This window comes from Streptomyces sp. NPDC030165, from assembly GCF_055573595.1.
In genome coordinates, this window is the sequence record NZ_JBVIBD010000021.1 from 125,302 (window position 1) to 142,479 (window position 17,178).

Here is a 17,178-nt window from a genome sequence, read left to right on the forward strand (position 1 = left end):
ACACCGGCCCGGGGGAGTGATAGAACCGAAGGAATGCCGCGAAACGGGCGGCACACCGGGCCATGGTCGGGCATGCGTCTGCTCCTCGGTCCAGCACCCGAGGAGCGAGGCGACATGGCGAAGCAGACCGTGGCCGGGCAGTTCGTCGACATTCTGGTGCGCGCCGGCGTGCAGCGGCTCTACGGGGTCGTCGGTGACAGCCTCAACCCCGTCGTGGACGCGATCCGCCGCAACGCCGCGATCGACTGGGTCCAGGTCCGCCACGAAGAGGTCGCCGCCTTCGCGGCGGGTGCCGAGGCACAGGTCACCGGCCGGCTGACGGCCTGCGCGGGCTCCTGCGGACCCGGCAACCTGCACCTGATCAACGGCCTCTTCGACGCCCACCGCTCGATGGCCCCGGTGCTCGCGCTCGCTTCGCACATCCCCTCCAGCGAGATCGGTACCGGCTTCTTCCAGGAGACCCACCCCGACCGGCTGTTCACCGAGTGCAGCCACTACAGCGAGATGATCTCCACCCGCGACCAGATGCCGCGGGTGCTGCAGACCGCCGTACAGAACGCCATCGGGCTCAGCGGCGTCGCGGTCGTCTCACTGCCCGGCGACATCGCCGACGAGGAGGCGCCCGAACGCTCCATCGAGACCGCGCTGGTCACCTCGCGCCCCTCCGTGCGCCCCGGCGACGCGGAGATCGACCAGCTGGTCCGGATGATCGAGGACGCCGGCAAGGTCACGCTGTTCTGCGGCAGCGGCACGGCGGGGGCGCACGCCGAGGTGATGGAGTTCGCCGGGCGGCTCAAGGCCCCGGTGGGTCACGCACTGCGCGGGAAGGAGTGGATTCAGTACGACAATCCATACGATGTCGGCATGAGTGGTCTGCTCGGGTACGGCGCGGCCTACGAAGCCACGCATGAGTGCGACCTGCTGATCCTGCTGGGCACTGACTTCCCGTACAACGCCTTCCTGCCGGACGACGTGAAGATCGTGCAGGTCGACGTGCGCCCGGAGCGGCTGGGCCGCCGCTCCAAGCTGGACCTCGCCGTCTGGGGCGACGTACGCGAGACGCTGCGCTGCCTCAACCCGCGCATCACGCCCAAGAAGAGCCGCAAGTTCCTCGACCGGATGCTCAAGAAGCACGCCGACGCGCTGGAAGGCGTCGTCAAGGCGTACACCCGCAAGGTCGACAAGCACACGCCGATCCACCCCGAGTACGTCGCGTCCGTGCTGGACGAGGAGGCGGCGGAGGACGCGATCTTCACTGTGGACACCGGTATGTGCAATGTCTGGGCGGCGCGCTACCTCAGTCCCAACGGCCGCCGCCGGGTGATCGGTTCCTTCACCCACGGATCGATGGCCAACGCGCTGCCGCAGGCGATCGGCGCGCAGTTCACCGACCGCCGCCGCCAGGTCGTCTCGATGTCCGGCGACGGCGGCTTCTCCATGCTGATGGGCGACTTCCTCACCCTCGTCCAGTACGACCTGCCGGTGAAGGTGATCCTCTTCAACAACTCCTCGCTGGGCATGGTCGAACTGGAGATGATGGTCGCCGGCCTGCCCGCGTACGGGACCGGCAACCACAACCCGGACTTCGCCGCCATCGCCCGGGCGGCCGGGGCGCACGGCGTACGGGTGGAGAAGCCCAAGGAACTGCGCGGCGCGCTGCGCGACGCCCTCAAGCACAAGGGCCCGGCCCTGGTCGACATCGTCACCGACCCCAACGCGCTGTCCATGCCGCCGAAGATCAGCAAAGACATGGTGCAGGGCTTCGCGCTCTCGGCCGGCAAGATCGTGCTGGACGGCGGCGTCGGCCGGATGCTCCAGATGGCGCGCTCCAACCTCCGCAACATCCCGCGCCCCTGAGGGCCGGTTCCTGAGGCGTTCCCCGAGGTGAGCCGCAGGCACATGCCCGCGGTCTGCCGTCGCGCCGTCTCGCGGGCCGAAGCATGGCGCCGGGGCGGATGGGCATGCATGACCGTGAAGCTGTTCGAGTCTACGGCACGGAAAGCGTACAGGGCGGGGAGGATGAAGCGTCAGTCTGTGCGGCGCGAGGACAGAGCCGGAGCGGTGGACGGACGCGGCGACGTCCGGTACGGAGCCCGGCTGCCGGGGAAGATGGAGCGCACACTGCGGCGAGCGGACCTGACGGCGGTGGCGGGCGTACGCGCCGAACTGCGTCAGCTGCTGCGCCAGTGGGGGGAGTCCCAGGACGCCGACATAGCGGAACTGCTCATCAGCGAGCTGGTCACCAACGCCCTCGTGCACACGAACGGGGGCGCCGTCGTGACGGCCACGGTCACCGACCGGCTGCGCGTGGAGGTACGGGACTTCGTCGGGCGGCGGCCCAGGCTGCGCCCGCCGACGACGGACGGCACCTCGGGGAGGGGGCTGATGCTGGTGCACTCCCTCGCGGACGCGTGGGGGGTCAAGGCGCACGGCGTGGGCAAGTGCGTCTGGTTCGAGCTGGGCGGCGGACCGGCCTGACGAAAAGGCCGGGGGTGCGGGCTCGGTCCGCCGGGGGTCAGCCGAACTGCTTCTCGATCTGGGCCAGTTTCTCCTCCAGGGAGTCCAGCCGGGGCAGGGCCTGGGTGTCGTCCTCGGCGGTCAGGTCCACGGTCCGCTGGTAGGGGCCCGCGGGATCGGCGCCGTGCACGGCCTTCAGGGCCGGGCGGGAAGCGACCGGATGCAGCGGGTCGGATCCTTGGGACAGCGGTCCGGACGGCAGGGTTTCCGGGTCGGCGGCTATCGCAGGTTCCGCGCCGGCCTGCTGCGCGGCGGTGGGGGTGCCGTGTGCGGTGGGGACGCCCGCCGTCAGCGGTACCTGCCGGCCGCCGCGGCCGCGGTTCCAGTGCCGGTGCTGGCGGTTGATCGCCTTGATGCGGGCGCGGTCCAGCTTGTCCCGCTCCCGCCTGCGGTGACGGTTCTGCTCCTTCTGCCGCCGGTCCTCGCGTACCTCTTCGACGGCCTCGTCCAGTGTCCGTACGCCTTCCAGCAGCATCAGCGACCAGGCGCCGAAGGTCTCCCGGGGGGCGCGCAGCCACCGTACGACGCGGATCTGCGGCAACGGGCGCGGTACGAGGCCCTGTTCGCGCAGGGCGGCCCGCCGGGTCTGCTTGAGCGCCCGGTCGAAGAGGACCGCCGCCGACAGCGACATCCCGGCGAAGAACTGCGGCGCGCCGTCGTGGCCGAAGCCCCTGGGCGCGTGCACCCAGTTGAACCAGGCGGCGGCGCCTGCGAACAGCCAGACGAGCAGGCGCGAGCCGAGTGCCGCGTCCCCGTGGCTGGCTTCGCGCACGGCGAGCACGGAGCAGAACATCGCCGCGCCGTCGAGCCCGAAGGGCACCAGGTACTCCCAGCCTCCGGAGAGGTTCAGGTTGGTCACGCCGAAGCCGACCAGTCCGTGGAAGGAGAGGGCCGCCGCCACCGCGGCGCAGCAGAACAGCAGCAGGTACGAGGCCGTGCCGTAGACGGCTTCCTTCCGGCGCCGGCGTTCCTCGGTGCGTTCCCAGGAGTCCTCGCCGCCCGCCGTCGCGTCGGCCGAGCGCTTGCCGCGCAGGACCACGAAGACGGCGGAAAGGATGCCGACGAGCAGCAGAACCCCCGGAACCAGCCAATTAAGCGATATATCGATAATTCTCACCCTGGGACCCCTTGCTTCGGCGAACGCGGTTTCGCGCGACATCCTGGCGGAATCCGTCCGTCGCGCCGGGGGTTTCAAAGCAAGAGGACCGCAAGGGAGGTGCGGGGGCCTACGGATAGGTGCGTTCGGCTCGAACTCCCGCTGCGGTGAGTGTGGTTGGGTTCGAATCCGGCGACTCGATCGGGTGGTGTGGGGGTCAGGTGGTTGCGGTGAGGCGCTTGATGCGATCCGCGTCGCACGTACGCGGGCAGGTCACACAGGTGTCCTCGGGGCGCAGCGTGTAGAACATGCAGCAGCTCGCCCGGTCCCGGGTGGGCAGCGCCGCGCCGTCCGGACCGGTCAGCTCGCGGAAGGCGGCGCCGCCCGGGTACGGGGCCGTGCCGCCCGGCAGCAGCCGCTTCAGCTCGGCCACCGCGCGCGGCTCCTCGCCCAGCAGGTGACCCAGGTACCACAGTCCCTCGGCGATCTCGTCCGACACCATGCCCCACAGGGCCCGGGGCCCGCGCCGCAGCCGGGGCCGGAACCCTTCCAGGACCGGTCCGAGGTGCTCGGCGACGGCCTCCCGCACCTCGGCGCGCAGCGCCTCCTCGTCCCGGACGACACGGGCGCCGGGCAGTCCGGCCGCCGGGTCGCCGGGCAGGCACGCGAACGAGCGGACGCGTACGGCCATCCGGCCCTGCTCGCGGTGGTGGGCGACGGCCTCGACGGGCAGCCGCGGCACCCGGCGGTGCAGGAACCAGGGGATGGTGATCAGCAGGCAGGCGGGCCAGGCGTAGCGGTGCAGGGCGAAGGCGGCGACGACGTCGGGGCGGGCGCGCTGCCCGTAGTCCCGTATCACCTGTGCGTCGTCCCAGGCCATGAAGGCGTCCAGGGCCGCGGGGTCGGTGGCCAGCCCGGCGGCCGTCACCCAGCCCTCGCCCTGCGGGGCCGCCGTCTCCCATTCGGACACCTTCAGTCCGGGGAACACCTCGGTCAGCCGGGCGTACGCCCCGGCGAGGGGCTCGATATGCGGCCGGGCGGCGAGCAGAGAGGCCATGCGGGACACCACCGATATCGCGGGCGTTGGCAGGTAAGGCTAACCTTACCCGATCTTCGGTGGTTTTGAGCCGGGTTTGAACTGCCACAGGGGGCGCCTAAGGTGCTGGAGAACGTGAGGAGGAACCCGCATGGAGCAGGGCAGAGCGGAACCGGCGCCGCGGCTGCGCGCACAGGTGCCCGCACAGGGCGACTCGCAGCCCGTGCGGGGCGGGCACACCAGGCACGACGCGCCCGCCGAGCGTCCCGCCGCGCACGCCGCCCCCGGCGTTCCGGACGCCGCGTACGAGCACCGTCCCGGCGTGCCCGACCCCGCCACGGCGTTCGTGCCCGCGCCCGTGTCCCCTTTTGCCGCCGCCCCCGGGCCGGCGGGGGGAGGCGCGGTGGCCGGGAGGGAGCCCGGCCCCGCTCCCGGCACCGCACCGCGCAAGCAGCCGCAGCGGCACTCCGTACGGGGCCAGGTGCTGGCCGCCCTCCGCGAGGCCCTCATATCCGGCGAACTGGCCCCCGGCGAGGTCTATTCGGCCCCCGCGCTCGCCGTCCGCTACGGAGTCTCCGCCACGCCCGTACGGGAAGCCATGCAGACCCTCGCCGGTGAAGGCGCGGTCGAAGTCGCCCCGAACCGCGGGTTCCGCGTCGCCGAGCGCACCCACCGCGACCTCGCGGAGCTGGCCGAGGTGCGCGCGATGCTGGAGGTGCCGGCGCTGCTGCGGCTGGCGCGGGCGCTGCCGGCCGAGCGGTGGGAGGCGCTGCGCCCGCTGGCCGCCGCCGGCGTCGCGGCCGCCGCCCGCGGCGACCGCGCCGGGTACGCGGAGGCCGACCACGCCTTCCACCACGCGCTGCTCGCGCTCACCGGCAACCGCCAGCTCCTCCTGGTCGCCGACGACCTGCACCGCCGTACGCAGTGGCCGGTGCCCGGCGCCCCCGCGCCCCGCACGGCCGACCTGCTCGCCGCCGCGTCCGAGCACACGGCGCTGCTGGACGCCCTGATGGCCCGGGAGTACGCGATCGTCGAGCGGATCGCCCGCGAACACCTGGCGGCGGCCCGCCGCTCGCACTGAGCGCGCGGCACCGGGCACGCCTGCCGCGCGCACCGAGTATGCGGGCACCCGGTGGGCCCGCCGCCCGCACGGAGCGGCGGGGCCCCTCAGGGGAGCAGCCGCTCCAGGGGCAGCGCCGCCACGTCCGCCGCGGGCCGGGAGAGGTGGAGGTCCGCGTGGTAGAAGCCGTCCGACTCCTTGCCGGCGGTGTCCAGACCCCGCGCCTGGAGCGCGGCGAAGGCGGCCCGGCGCTCCGCGAGGTCGGCGAACCGGCGCTGGCGGAAGGTGCGGGCGGGCAGCCGCTCGGTCACCAGGCCAGCGTCGGCCAGCAGCGCGGCGACCGGCGCGTATGACACGGTCCGCAGCACGAACGCGGCGACCCAGGGCGGGGTGGGCGTACAGGCGAGCAGCCGGCCGAAGGTGGTGGCGGAGATGTAGCCCACGCCGCCCGTCACGGTGATCAGGTCGGTGCCGGCCAGCGCCTCGCGCAGCCGCCCGGTGGGCTCCGCGGCCTCCAGGTTCTCGGCGAACCCGGCGTCCAGCAGGCCCACGCGTTCGGCGTAGCCGACCGCGTGCCGGGCCGCGTCGATGCCGATGGTCCGTACCGCTTCCGGCCGGCGCAGCTCGTCGAAGAACGCCCGGTCCTCGTCGGCCAGCCGGCCGGGCGCCAGACCGCCGGTCTCCTGCGCGTCGGTGTACCGGTCGTACAGGTCGGTGAGGCCCAGCTTGTGGTTGAGCAGTGCGGCGTTGACGCCGTAGGAACAGCACAGGTCGACGACCTGGAGGGGCGGACGCCCGGGGCGGTGCCGTTGCAGGGACTCGGTCAGGGCGCGGAAGACGGCCTGGCCGTGGTGCGGGATCTGGTAGTCGAGCGGGCGCAGCGTGCGGAAGTACGTACGGGGGTCGGGGCAGTCGTAGATGGCCTCGAAATCCGCCTTTCCCCAGTCCGGGCCGGCCGATGGGTGCGGTGCTCCTGCTGCCAAGGTGTGGCCTCCTAGAAGGCGCTGCCGTAGGTCGGAGTCGACCGCACCAGCATCCAGTGCCAAGTCACCTACGGACAGTGCGACTTGAGGCCAAATTCGGGGCCCGTGGGGCGCGCGGAGCCACATATGCCCCCGTCGCGCGCCCGGCCCCTGACGGCCCGCCGCCGGGCGACGGACCGTCAAGCGGGTGCGCGGGCGAGCGGCCTACGAAGGCGCGGGCGTCACCGGCACGTCGGCCAGGTGCTCGGCGAGCCAGGTCGGCACGCCGCCCATGAGGCGGAAGAGGCGGGCGGCCTCGGTACGCAGCGCCGCCGCCTCCTGTGGCGGCGCCGCGTCGGCAAGGGCGACCAGTGCCGGCGCCGTACCGACCAGGAAGCCCAGTTCCTCTCGGATCCGCAGCGACTCGCCGAAGCCGTGCCGGGCCTCCGCCGGCTCGCCGTCGCGCAGGGCCAGTCCGGCCAGGTGGCGCCAGGTGAAGGACAGCAGCAGGGCATCGCCGTGCGTGGTGGCGCCCGCGTGGGCGCGGCGGTAGGCGGCGCGGGCGGACTCCGGGCTGTCGGCGACGTGTTCGGCCATCAAGCCGCGCCGGAAGTCCAGCAGCGGGCGGCCGGGTGCCGCCGGTGCCAGCAGCGCCGCGGCCCGGCCGAGCGCGGAGCGGGCCTCGTCGGCGCGGTCGCGCACCCCGAGGACCGTGGCGGCGTACGCCAGCTGGCCGCGCTCGCAGGCCGCGGCGCCCCGCTCGTCGTTGTCGCCCGCCAGCGCCTCGGCGGCGCGCAGCGCGTCCTCGGCCGCGGCCCACCCGGTGGCGGTGAACATGCAGCGTTCCACGAGGAGCGCGGCGCGGCGGATCGCGTACGGGGCGAACCCCGCCGCGTGTGGTTCCAGCAGTGCCGCCGCGTCGTCCCAGCAGCCACGTGACCGCAGCCGCCATACGGCACGGTCCAGGGCGTCCGCCCCGGCCGCCGACCTGGCCGCCGGAATCCCCGGCACCGATTCCACGGGATCCGCGGTTCCCGCGGACTCCGCGGCTCCTGACATGGCGGTGTCCGCCACATTGCCCTCCCCGAGCGCACCGTTGAGCTGGACCTGAGAAGCAGTGGGCGCATCTCAGCACGGATTCCGGCGCCCGGCCAAGGGGGAAGGTGAATGATTTCACAATCTCTTGGACGCCTTGCGGGGCCGGCGGCGCGCCCGGGGAGCGGACAGGGCACGGCGCGCCGGGGGGAGAGGTGTGATGCGGGCCCTGCCCGGCGGGGTCGGCGGGAAACCTCCGAACGGGTGACGCCGCCTCGGCGATCACCGTTCTTGCTGACGCAGAGTCAACTGACGGGAAAGCGAGACCAGTTGCGTGTCGGCCACCGGACCGGCGGATACGAGCCATTCCGGCATGGCCGGATGTGCGCCCTGCCGCCCCGCGCCCGGCCGGGAGTGCGCACAGCCTGTCAGCTCATCCGGAGCGCCAGGAAGAAGTCCAGCTTGTCCTCCAGGCGCGCCAGGTCACGGCCCGTCAGCTGCTCGATGCGGCCGACCCGGTAGCGGAGGGTGTTGACGTGCAGGTGGAGCCGGGTGGCGCAACGGGTCCAGGAGCCGTCGCAGTCGAGGAACGCCTCCAGGGTGGGGATCAGTTCGGCACGGTGCCGGCGGTCGTAGTCACGCAGCGGGTCCAGGAGGCGGGCCGTGAAGGCGCGGCGTACGTCGTCCGGGACGAAGGGCAGCAGCAGGACGTGCGAGGCCAGCTCCTCGTGGCCCGCCGCACAGACCCGGCCGGGGCGGGCGGCGGCGACCCGGCGGGCGTGCCGGGCCTCCTCCAGGGCGCCGCGCAGGCCCTCCGCCGAGTGGACGGAGGCACTGACGCCGATGGTCAGGCGCCCGTCGTCGGCCAGGCCGCGGGTCAGCGGCTCCCGGACGACGGAGAGCAGGGCGTCGGCGTGGAGACCGGCGGCGGACGCGTCCCGGCCGTCCCGCGCGCCGCCGTCCTCCGGCACGGCCGGCAGCGGCACCAGGGCCACCGCCTCGTCGCCGATGTGCGCGACGGCGATCCGGTCGGACGGTTCGGGCCCGAACGTACCCGGGTCGACCAGCACCTCTTCCAGGAGAGTCTGGGCGACCGGCCCACCGGGCACGTCACCGCCCTCCCACTCGACGCGGGCGACGACGACCTGCCAGTGCGGGGCGGTGCCCAGCCCGGGCAGCAGCACCGGGGCGGCCACCCGCAGCCGGGCCGCGATCTCGGCGGGCGCGGCCCCCGTCTGGACCAGTTCGAGGACTTCCTGGGCGAGGCGCCTGCGCACCGTACGGGCCGCGTCGCGGCGGTCCCGTTCGACGGCGATCAGCTGGGTGACGCCGTGCAGCAGGTCCAGGCGCTCCTCGGCCCAGTCACCCGCGTCCGCCTCGACGGCCAGCAGCCAGTCGGACAGCACGGTCTCGCGCAGATCCCGACTGGTGCCGCGGATGGGGAAGAGGGAGTACGTGGTGCCGCCGAGCGGGAGCCGGTAGGGGCCGCGGCGGCCGGTGCGGGACGCGGCCAGGTGCTCGCCCGCCAGGCGCGCGCCCACCTCGGCGGGCAGCTCGGGGCCGGATCCGGCCAGCGTGGACCCGGCGATCTGCCGTCCGGTGGGGGACAGCACCCAGGCGCGCAGGTCCAGGTCGGAACCGAGCAGGTCCAGGACGACCTCGGGGCCCCCGCCGGCCGGTCCGGACGTCATCAGGCGGCGGTGCCGGTCCACCACGGCGGCCAGGTCGCCCGCCCGCTCGCCGGAGACCTGCCGTACGACGTACTCGGTGATCGACGCGAAGGAGACGGCCTCGACGACGGAGAACAGCGGCAGGCGGTGCCGGGCGCAGGCCGCCACCAGGTCGTCGGGGACCGAGCCCAGCTCGGCCTCGCCCGCGGCCAGCCCGGCGACCCCGGCCGCGGCCAGGATACGCACGAACCGCTCGGAGTCCTCCGGCTCGCGGCGCCAGGCCAGCCCGGTGAGCACCAGCTCGCCGCCGGACAGGTAGCGGCTGGGGTCGCGCAGGTCGGTGGTCATCACGCCGCGCACGGTACGGTCCAGTTCCTCCTCGCCGCCCAGCAGCCGCAGGCCGAGAGTGCCGGTGTCCAGGAGTGCGCGGAGCCGCATGGTCTCTCGCCCGCCGTTCTTTTCTGTCTGGTGTTGCCGGTGGAATGCCGCGAGGTTTCTGGGCCCCGCCTTTCGTTCGAATCTACAAGACATGCGCCGTGGCCAGCCAACCGCTTCATGGTTTCGGTGACTGCACCCGGTGGGTGCCGGGCGCGTTCACTGGGCCCAGCCGCGTAGACACGACATGAACAGCCCGGTGGAAACGAGAGCCGAAGGTCCTCTTCCCGGGCAGCGGACGACCCGATTTCGCGAGCGGAGCCGACGCCGGCCGGCCCGGCGCCGTGACGCACCGAAAAGACGAGGAAGAGAGCCCCCGTATGGACTTCCTTCGCCCCGCCAGCTGGGAGGAGGCGCTCGCTGCCAAGGCCGAGCACCCCACCGCTGTGCCGATCGCGGGCGGCACCGACGTGATGGTCGAGATCAACTTCGACCACCGCCGCCCGGAGTACCTGCTCGACCTGAACCGCATCGACGACCTGCGGGAGTGGGAGGTGGGCGAGGAGACCGTACGGCTGGGCGCGTCCGTGCCGTACACGCAGATCATGGAGAACCTGCGCACCGAGCTGCCGGGCCTCGCGCTCGCCTCGCACACCGTCGCCTCCCCGCAGATCCGCAACCGCGGCGGCGTCGGCGGCAACCTGGGCACCGCCTCCCCGGCCGGCGACGCGCACCCGGCGCTGCTCGCCTCCGGCGGCGAGGTCGAGGCCGAGTCGGTCCGCGGCCGCCGCCTGATCCCCATCGACGACTTCTACCTGGGCGTCAAGCGCAACGCCCTGGAACCGGACGAGCTGATCCGCGCCGTGCACCTGCCCAAGGCAGACGGCCCGCAGCAGTTCTCCAAGGTCGGCACGCGCAACGCCATGGTCATCGCGGTGTGCGCCTTCGGTCTCGCGCTGCACCCGCGCACCCGGACGGTACGGACCGGCATCGGCTCGGCCGCGCCCACGCCCGTACGGGCCAGGGCCGCCGAGGAGTTCCTGACGGCGGCGCTGGAGGAGGGCGGTTTCTGGGAGTCGGGGCGGGCCGTTCCGCCGTCCGTGGCGAAGCAGTTCGCCGAGCTGGCGGCCGGTGCCTGCAACCCGATCGACGACGTGCGCGGCAGCGCGAAGTACCGGCGCCACGCGGTAGGGATCATGGCGCGCCGCACCCTCGGCTGGACCTGGGAGTCATACCGCGGCAACGAGAGGAGCGCCCAGTGCGCGTGACATTCACCGTCAACGGCCGCGAGCAGCAGGCCGACGACGTATGGGAAGGCGAGAGCCTGCTGTACGTGCTGCGCGAGCGGATGGGTCTGCCCGGCTCGAAGAACGCCTGTGAGCAGGGCGAATGCGGCTCCTGCACGGTCCGCCTGGACGGTGTGCCGGTGTGCTCCTGCCTGGTCGCGGCCGGTCAGGCCGAGGGCCGCGAGGTCGTCACCGTCGAAGGTCTGGCGGACTTCGCCGAGCAGCGTGCGCAGCACGGCGGCTGCGCCACCGGGGCCTGCGGCACGGCGGCCGGTACGGACATGGATACGGCGCAGCGCCGGCAGGCCGAGCCGGCCGGCACCGACAGCCGGACGGGTGAACAGGTCAGGCTCGCGCCGATCCAGCAGGCGTTCATCGACGCGGGTGCCGTCCAGTGCGGCTTCTGCACGCCCGGCCTGCTGGTCGCCGCCGACGAGCTGCTGGAGCGCAACGCCCAGCCGTCCGACGCGGACATCCGCGAGGCGCTGTCCGGCAACCTGTGCCGCTGCACGGGCTACGAGAAGATCCTCGACGCGGTCCGGCTCGCCGCCGCCCGCGGCGACGCGCGGACCACCGGAACGGGGGCCTGACCATGAGCGGAGTCACCCGCACACCCACCCACCTGACCCAGGGCGGCAAGGCCGACGCGGGCATCGGCGCCTCCACGCTGCGCCCGGACGGCACCCTCAAGGTGACCGGCGAGTTCGCGTACTCCTCGGACCTGTGGCACGAGGACATGCTGTGGGGCTTCACCCTGCGCTCCACCGTCGCGCACGCCGAGATCGTCTCCATCGACACCTCCGAGGCGCTCGCCCAGTCCGGCGTGTACGCGGTCCTGACCTACGACGACCTGCCCACGGACGTGAAGAACTACGGTCTGGAGATCCAGGACACGCCCGTCCTCGCGCACGGCAAGGTCCGCCACCACGGCGAACCGGTGGCGCTGGTCGCCGCCGACCACCCGGAGACGGCCCGCCGCGCCGCCGCCAAGATCAGGATCGAGTACCGCGAACTGCCGCTGGTCACCGACGAGGCGTCCGCGCTGGCCGAGGACGCGCCGCTGGTCCACGAGCACCGCGACGACCACCACGCCGGGCACGTACCGCACCCGAACATCGTGCACCGCCAGCCCATCGTGCGCGGCGACGCCGCGGCGGCGGCCCGCCGGGCGGATGTGATCGTCTCCGGCGAGTACGTCTTCGGCATGCAGGACCAGGCGTTCCTCGGCCCGGAGTCGGGCCTCGCGGTGCCCGGTGAGGACGGTGGCGTCGACCTGTACGTCGCCACCCAGTGGCTCCACTCCGACCTGCGCCAGATCGCGCCGGTCCTGGGCCTGCCCGAGGACAAGATCCGCATGACGCTCTCCGGCGTCGGCGGCGCCTTCGGCGGCCGCGAGGACCTGTCGATGCAGATTCACGCCTGTCTGCTGGCGCTGCGCACCGGCAAGCCCGTCAAGATCGTCTACAACCGGTTCGAGTCGTTCTTCGGGCACGTCCACCGGCACCCCGCCAGGCTCTGGTACGAGCACGGCGCCACCAAGGACGGCAAACTCACGCACATGAAGTGCCGCATCGTGCTGGACGGCGGCGCGTACGCGTCCGCCTCCCCGGCCGTCGTCGGCAACGCCTCCTCCCTGTCCGTCGGCCCGTACGTCGTCGAGGACGTGGACATCGAGGCCATCGCCCTGTACTCGAACAACCCGCCCTGCGGCGCCATGCGCGGCTTCGGCGCCGTCCAGGCGTGCTTCGCGTACGAGGCGCAGATGGACAAGCTGGCCGAGAAGCTGGGCATGGACCCGGTCGCCTTCCGGCAGCTGAACGCCATGGAGCAGGGCACCCTGCTGCCGACCGGCCAGGAGGTCGACTCCCCGGCGCCGGTCGCCGAGCTGCTGCGCCGCGTCAAGGCGATGCCGCTGCCGCCGGAGAACCAGTGGGAGACCACCGAGGGCGCCGACGTCCGTGCGCTGCCCGGCGGGCTGTCCAACACCACGCACGGCGAGGACGTCGTACGCGGCATCGGCTACGCCGTCGGCATCAAGAACGTCGGTTTCTCCGAGGGCTTCGACGATTACTCCACCGCCCGCGTCCGCATGGAGGTCGTCGGCGGCATGCCGGTCGCGACCGTGCACACCGCGATGGCGGAGGTCGGCCAGGGCGGTGTCACCGTCCACGCGCAGATCGCCCGTACCGAACTGGGCGTCGAGCAGGTCACCATCCACCCGGCGGACACCCGGGTCGGTTCGGCGGGCTCCACCTCCGCCTCCCGGCAGACCTACGTCACCGGCGGCGCGGTGAAGAACACCTGCGAGCACGTGCGCGAGAAGGTCCTGGAGCTGGGACGGCGCAAGTTCGGCGCCCACCACCCGGCGTGGGCCACCGCCGAACTCCTGCTGGAGGGCGGCAAGGTCGTCACCGACGGCGGCGAGGTGCTCGCCGATCTCGTGGACGTCCTGGAGGGTGAGGCGGTCGACCTGGAGCTGGAGTGGCGGCACCGCCCCACCGAGGCGTTCGACCTGCGCACCGGCCAGGGCAATGGCCATGTCCAGTACTCCTTCGCCGCGCACCGCGCGGTCGTCGAGGTGGACACCGGCCTCGGCCTGGTCAAGGTCATCGAACTGGCCTGCGCCCAGGACGTCGGCAAGGCGCTCAACCCGCTCTCCGTCGTCGGCCAGATCCAGGGCGGTACGACGCAGGGCCTCGGCGTCGCGGTGATGGAGGAGATCATCGTCGACCCGAAGACCGCGAAGGTACGCAACCCCTCCTTCACGGACTACCTCATCCCCACGATCCTCGACACGCCGACCATCCCGGTCGACGTGCTCGAACTCGCCGACGAGCACGCCCCGTACGGGCTGCGCGGCATCGGCGAGGCACCCACCCTGTCGTCCACCCCGGCCGTCCTCGCGGCGATCCGGAACGCGACCGGGCTCGAACTGAACAAGACTCCGGTCCGTCCGGAGCACCTCACCGGCACATAACCGTCCCGGCGGTACGGCCGTACGCGGGCCCCACTCCCGTACGGCCGTTCCGCCGCCGGCACCTGGGCCGTCCCCCGGGTCGTGCGGCCGATGTTGAATCCCAAATCTCGCGGCGCGGTGCGCGCGTGACGCGAGGGCCCCTATGAACCTTGGGAGTAAGGCACCATGACCCAGCAGTCCCTGGAGCCGCAGACCACGGCGGACGACGCGGGTGCAGGCACCCGTCAGCCCGCCGGCCGGTCCTGGCTCGACCGGTACTTCCACATATCCGACAGAGGGTCGACGGTCGCGCGCGAGGTGCGCGGCGGCATCACCACCTTCATGGCGATGTGTTACATCCTCCTGCTCAACCCCCTCATCCTGGCCACACCGGACGTCGAGAAGGCCACTCTGTCCAGCGCCGGTGTGGTCACCGCCACGGCGCTCGGCGCGGCGGCCTGCACCCTGCTCATGGGCTTCGTCGGCAAGGTGCCGCTGGCCCTGGCGGCCGGGCTGAACGTCTCGGCGGCGCTGACCTCGCAGGTCGTGCCGTACATGACCTGGCCGCAGGCGATGGGCATGTGCGTGCTGTACGGCGTGGTCATCATGCTCCTGGTGGTCACCGGCCTCCGCGAAATGATCATGAACGCCATCCCGCTCGCCCTCAAGCACGCCATCACCATGGGCATCGGGATGTTCGTCGCCCTGCTCGGCCTGGTGAAGGCCGGCTTCGTCGGCAAGGGCACCGGCGGCCCCGTACAGCTCGGCCTGACCGGCGAACTCTCCGGCTGGCCGGTCCTCTTCTTCGCCGTCACCCTGCTGCTGATCTTCATGCTGCAGGCCCGCAACGTGCCCGGCGCCATCCTCATCGGCATCGTCATCGGCACCGTGCTGTCCGTGCTCGCCACCACCCTCGGCGGCCTCACCGACAAGGACTGGGGCGGCACCTCGCCGGAACTGCACGGCAGCGCCGTGGCCGCGCCCGACTTCGGACTCTTCGGACACGTGGAGTTCGGCGGCTGGGACCAGATCGGCGCGATCACCGTCGGCATGATCGTCTTCACCCTGGTGCTCGCCGGGTTCTTCGACGCCATGGCCACCATCATCGGCGTCGGTACGGAGGCCGGGCTCGCCGACGACAAGGGCCGGATGCCCGGTCTGTCCAAGGCGCTGTTCGTCGACGGCGCGGGCGGCGCGATCGGCGGTGTCGCCGGTGCGTCCGGCCAGACCGTCTTCATCGAGTCGGCCAGCGGCGTCGGCGAAGGCGCCCGTACCGGCCTGTCCTCGGTCGTCACCGGCCTGTTCTTCGCGGCCTGCCTCTTCTTCACCCCGCTCACCCAGCTCGTGCCCGCCCAGGTCGCCGCGGCCGCCCTCGTCGTCATCGGCTCGATGATGATGAGCGCCGCCAAGCACGTGGACTGGAGCGACCGATCGGTGTCGATCCCGGTGTTCCTCACCGTGGTGCTGATGCCCTTCACGTACAACATCACCGCGGGCGTCGGCGCGGGCGTCATCGCCTACACCGCCATCAAGACCGCCCAGGGCAAGTGGCGGGAGGTCGGCGCCTTCATGTGGGTACTCAGTCTGATCTTCCTCGTCTACTTCTCGCTGCACCCGATCGAGAACTGGCTGGGCGTCAAGTAACACCCGCCCCGCAACCATCCGTAAGGAGACCGACATGCTGGACATCGCCGACGAACTGCACCGGTGGGCCCGGCAGCGACGCCCCTTCGCGGTGGCCACCGTCGTGGCCACCAGCGGCAGCGCGCCCCGCAGGCCGGGCGCCGCACTGGCCGTCGACAGCGACGGCACGGCCATCGGGTCGGTCTCCGGCGGGTGCGTGGAAGGAGCGGTCTACGAGCTGTGCCAGGAAGCGCTCCGCACCGGCGAAACGGTTCTGGAGCGCTTCGGCTACAGCGACGAGGACGCCTTCGCGGTCGGCCTGACCTGCGGCGGCGTCATCGACATCCTCGTCACACCGGTACGCCCGCACGGCGCGTACGCACCGGAGGGCGGCGGAGCGGGTACGCAGGCCGGACCGGCGGAGACCGAACCGGACGCCGCCACCCCCGTCACCACCGCCCTGGCCGCCGCCGCCTCCGGCGAAGCGGCGGCCCTCACCCGGGTCGTCGGCGGCCCGGCCCGCCTGCTGGGCCGCGCCCTGCTCGTACGCCCCGACGGGAACGTCACCGGCACCCTCGGCGGCTCCCCGGACCTGGACCGCACCGCCGTCCACGAGACCCGCGCCCTGCTGGAGGCGGGCCGCACCGCCACCGTCGAGATCGGCGCGGACGGCTCCCGCTGCGGCGAACCCGTCCGCCTCCTCGTCGAGTCCTCCGTCCCCGCCCCCCGCATGATCGTCTTCGGTGCCATCGACTTCGCCGCCGCCCTCGTACGCGCCGGCAAGTTCCTCGGCCACCACGTCACCGTCTGCGACGCCCGCCCCGTCTTCGCCACCCGCGCCCGCTTCCCCGACGCGGACGAGATCGTCGTCGACTGGCCGCACCGCTACCTGGAGACCCAGGACCTCGACGCCCGCACGGCCCTCTGCGTCCTCACCCACGACGCCAAGTTCGACGTCCCCCTCCTGGAACGCGCCCTGCGCCTGCCCGTCGCCTACGTCGGCGCCATGGGCTCCCGCCGCACCCACCTGGACCGCCTCGCCCGCCTGCGCGACGCCGGCCTGACCGAACTGGAACTCAACCGGCTGCGCTCACCCATCGGCCTCGACCTCGGCGCCCGCACCCCCGAGGAGACCGCCCTGTCCATCGCCGCCGAAATCGTCGCCGACCGCCACGGCGGCACCGGCGCCCCCCTCACCGGGGCGCACACGCCCATCCATCACGACGGCCCCGCTCCGGTGGACCGCATCGGGCCGGCTTCGGTGGCGTGAACGGGCGCCGGAGCTCTCGGCGAGGGCGCGGTGCGCGGGGTCGGGGGCGGGGTCGGCGTACAGGAACGTCGGAGGCGCCCAGCGCGCGGGCGACGTCGCACACGTACAGGCCGATGCTGCCGCGGGTCACGACCAGGACCCTGGCGCCGGCGCAGATCGCCACGCTCGTCGTCGCGGCCGTCGAGGGCACCGTCGCCCTGTGCCACGCCGAACGCGGTACGGAGCCCCTCGACCGCACCGCCGCGCAGCTCCAGGCCCTGCTCGCCGCCACGGTCGGAGACTGAGCAAGCGC

General features: G+C 72.8%; 14 protein-coding genes. 9 read left to right on the forward strand and 5 right to left on the reverse strand.

All coding sequences use genetic code 11. The features are described from left to right. The first annotated feature begins 114 nt into the window (after positions 1 to 114). Positions 115 to 1,857 carry a pyruvate dehydrogenase gene (locus ACZ4Z1_RS32400; RefSeq protein WP_468490226.1) on the forward strand — a complete coding sequence of 581 codons (1,743 nt, stop codon included), beginning with the start codon at positions 115 to 117 and terminating at the stop codon, positions 1,855 to 1,857. Positions 1,858 to 2,019: 162 nt separating this feature from the next. After that, on the forward strand, positions 2,020 to 2,478 hold the full coding sequence (locus ACZ4Z1_RS32405) for an ATP-binding protein (RefSeq protein WP_468490227.1): 459 nt from the start codon (positions 2,020 to 2,022) through the stop codon (positions 2,476 to 2,478). A 37-nt stretch (positions 2,479 to 2,515) separates the two neighbouring features. Here the strand turns inward: ACZ4Z1_RS32405 and ACZ4Z1_RS32410 are convergent, their stop codons facing one another. Together ACZ4Z1_RS32410 and ACZ4Z1_RS32415 are read right to left on the reverse strand one after the other, a co-directional pair. Continuing rightward, entirely contained in the window at positions 2,516 to 3,634 is a 1,119-nt protein-coding gene (locus ACZ4Z1_RS32410) for a DUF2637 domain-containing protein (RefSeq protein ID WP_468490228.1), read from the reverse strand. 196 nt (positions 3,635 to 3,830) lie between these two features. Next, positions 3,831 to 4,670 (reverse strand): (2Fe-2S)-binding protein, encoded by an 840-nt coding sequence (locus tag ACZ4Z1_RS32415; RefSeq protein WP_468490229.1) that lies wholly within the window; start codon positions 4,668 to 4,670, stop codon positions 3,831 to 3,833. Positions 4,671 to 4,800: 130 nt separating this feature from the next. Between ACZ4Z1_RS32415 and ACZ4Z1_RS32420 the strand changes: the two genes are divergently transcribed. Beyond that, entirely contained in the window at positions 4,801 to 5,730 is a 930-nt protein-coding gene (locus tag ACZ4Z1_RS32420) for a GntR family transcriptional regulator (protein ID WP_468490230.1), read from the forward strand. 86 nt (positions 5,731 to 5,816) lie between these two features. Here ACZ4Z1_RS32420 and ACZ4Z1_RS32425 read toward each other — a convergent pair whose 3' ends face one another. The 3 genes from ACZ4Z1_RS32425 to ACZ4Z1_RS32435 form a co-directional block, all read right to left on the reverse strand. Beyond that, positions 5,817 to 6,692, reverse strand: coding sequence for a hypothetical protein (locus ACZ4Z1_RS32425; RefSeq protein ID WP_468490231.1), 876 nt, complete (start codon positions 6,690 to 6,692; stop codon positions 5,817 to 5,819). Between the two features lie 204 nt (positions 6,693 to 6,896). Then, positions 6,897 to 7,745, reverse strand: a complete 849-nt coding sequence (locus tag ACZ4Z1_RS32430) for a hypothetical protein (RefSeq protein ID WP_468490232.1) — start codon at positions 7,743 to 7,745, stop codon at positions 6,897 to 6,899. Between the two features lie 389 nt (positions 7,746 to 8,134). Then, positions 8,135 to 9,814, reverse strand: coding sequence for a PucR family transcriptional regulator (locus ACZ4Z1_RS32435; RefSeq protein ID WP_468490233.1), 1,680 nt, complete (start codon positions 9,812 to 9,814; stop codon positions 8,135 to 8,137). 317 nt (positions 9,815 to 10,131) lie between these two features. On the opposite strand from ACZ4Z1_RS32435, the gene ACZ4Z1_RS32440 reads away from it, so the two are divergent. From ACZ4Z1_RS32440 to ACZ4Z1_RS32465, 6 genes are all read left to right on the forward strand, one after another. After that, positions 10,132 to 11,019 carry an FAD binding domain-containing protein gene (locus ACZ4Z1_RS32440; RefSeq protein WP_468490234.1) on the forward strand — a complete coding sequence of 296 codons (888 nt, stop codon included), beginning with the start codon at positions 10,132 to 10,134 and terminating at the stop codon, positions 11,017 to 11,019. Continuing rightward, the gene (locus ACZ4Z1_RS32445; RefSeq protein WP_468490235.1) at positions 11,010 to 11,627 is read left to right on the forward strand and encodes a (2Fe-2S)-binding protein; all 618 of its coding nucleotides are present in this window, start codon (positions 11,010 to 11,012) and stop codon (positions 11,625 to 11,627) included. Before ACZ4Z1_RS32440 ends, ACZ4Z1_RS32445 begins: the two co-directional genes overlap by 10 nt. A gap of 2 nt (positions 11,628 to 11,629) precedes the next feature. After that, positions 11,630 to 14,014, forward strand: coding sequence for a xanthine dehydrogenase family protein molybdopterin-binding subunit (locus ACZ4Z1_RS32450; protein ID WP_468490236.1), 2,385 nt, complete (start codon positions 11,630 to 11,632; stop codon positions 14,012 to 14,014). Positions 14,015 to 14,179: 165 nt separating this feature from the next. Beyond that, a complete protein-coding gene (locus ACZ4Z1_RS32455; protein ID WP_468490237.1) occupies positions 14,180 to 15,637 on the forward strand; it encodes an NCS2 family permease in 1,458 nt (485 codons plus the stop codon). Positions 15,638 to 15,671: 34 nt separating this feature from the next. Further along, entirely contained in the window at positions 15,672 to 16,886 is a 1,215-nt protein-coding gene (locus tag ACZ4Z1_RS32460) for an XdhC family protein (RefSeq protein ID WP_468490238.1), read from the forward strand. A gap of 113 nt (positions 16,887 to 16,999) precedes the next feature. Continuing rightward, complete coding sequence (locus tag ACZ4Z1_RS32465) at positions 17,000 to 17,170, forward strand: LmrA/YxaF family transcription factor (protein ID WP_468490239.1); 171 nt, start codon at positions 17,000 to 17,002, stop codon at positions 17,168 to 17,170. The last annotated feature ends 8 nt before the right edge of the window (positions 17,171 to 17,178 follow it).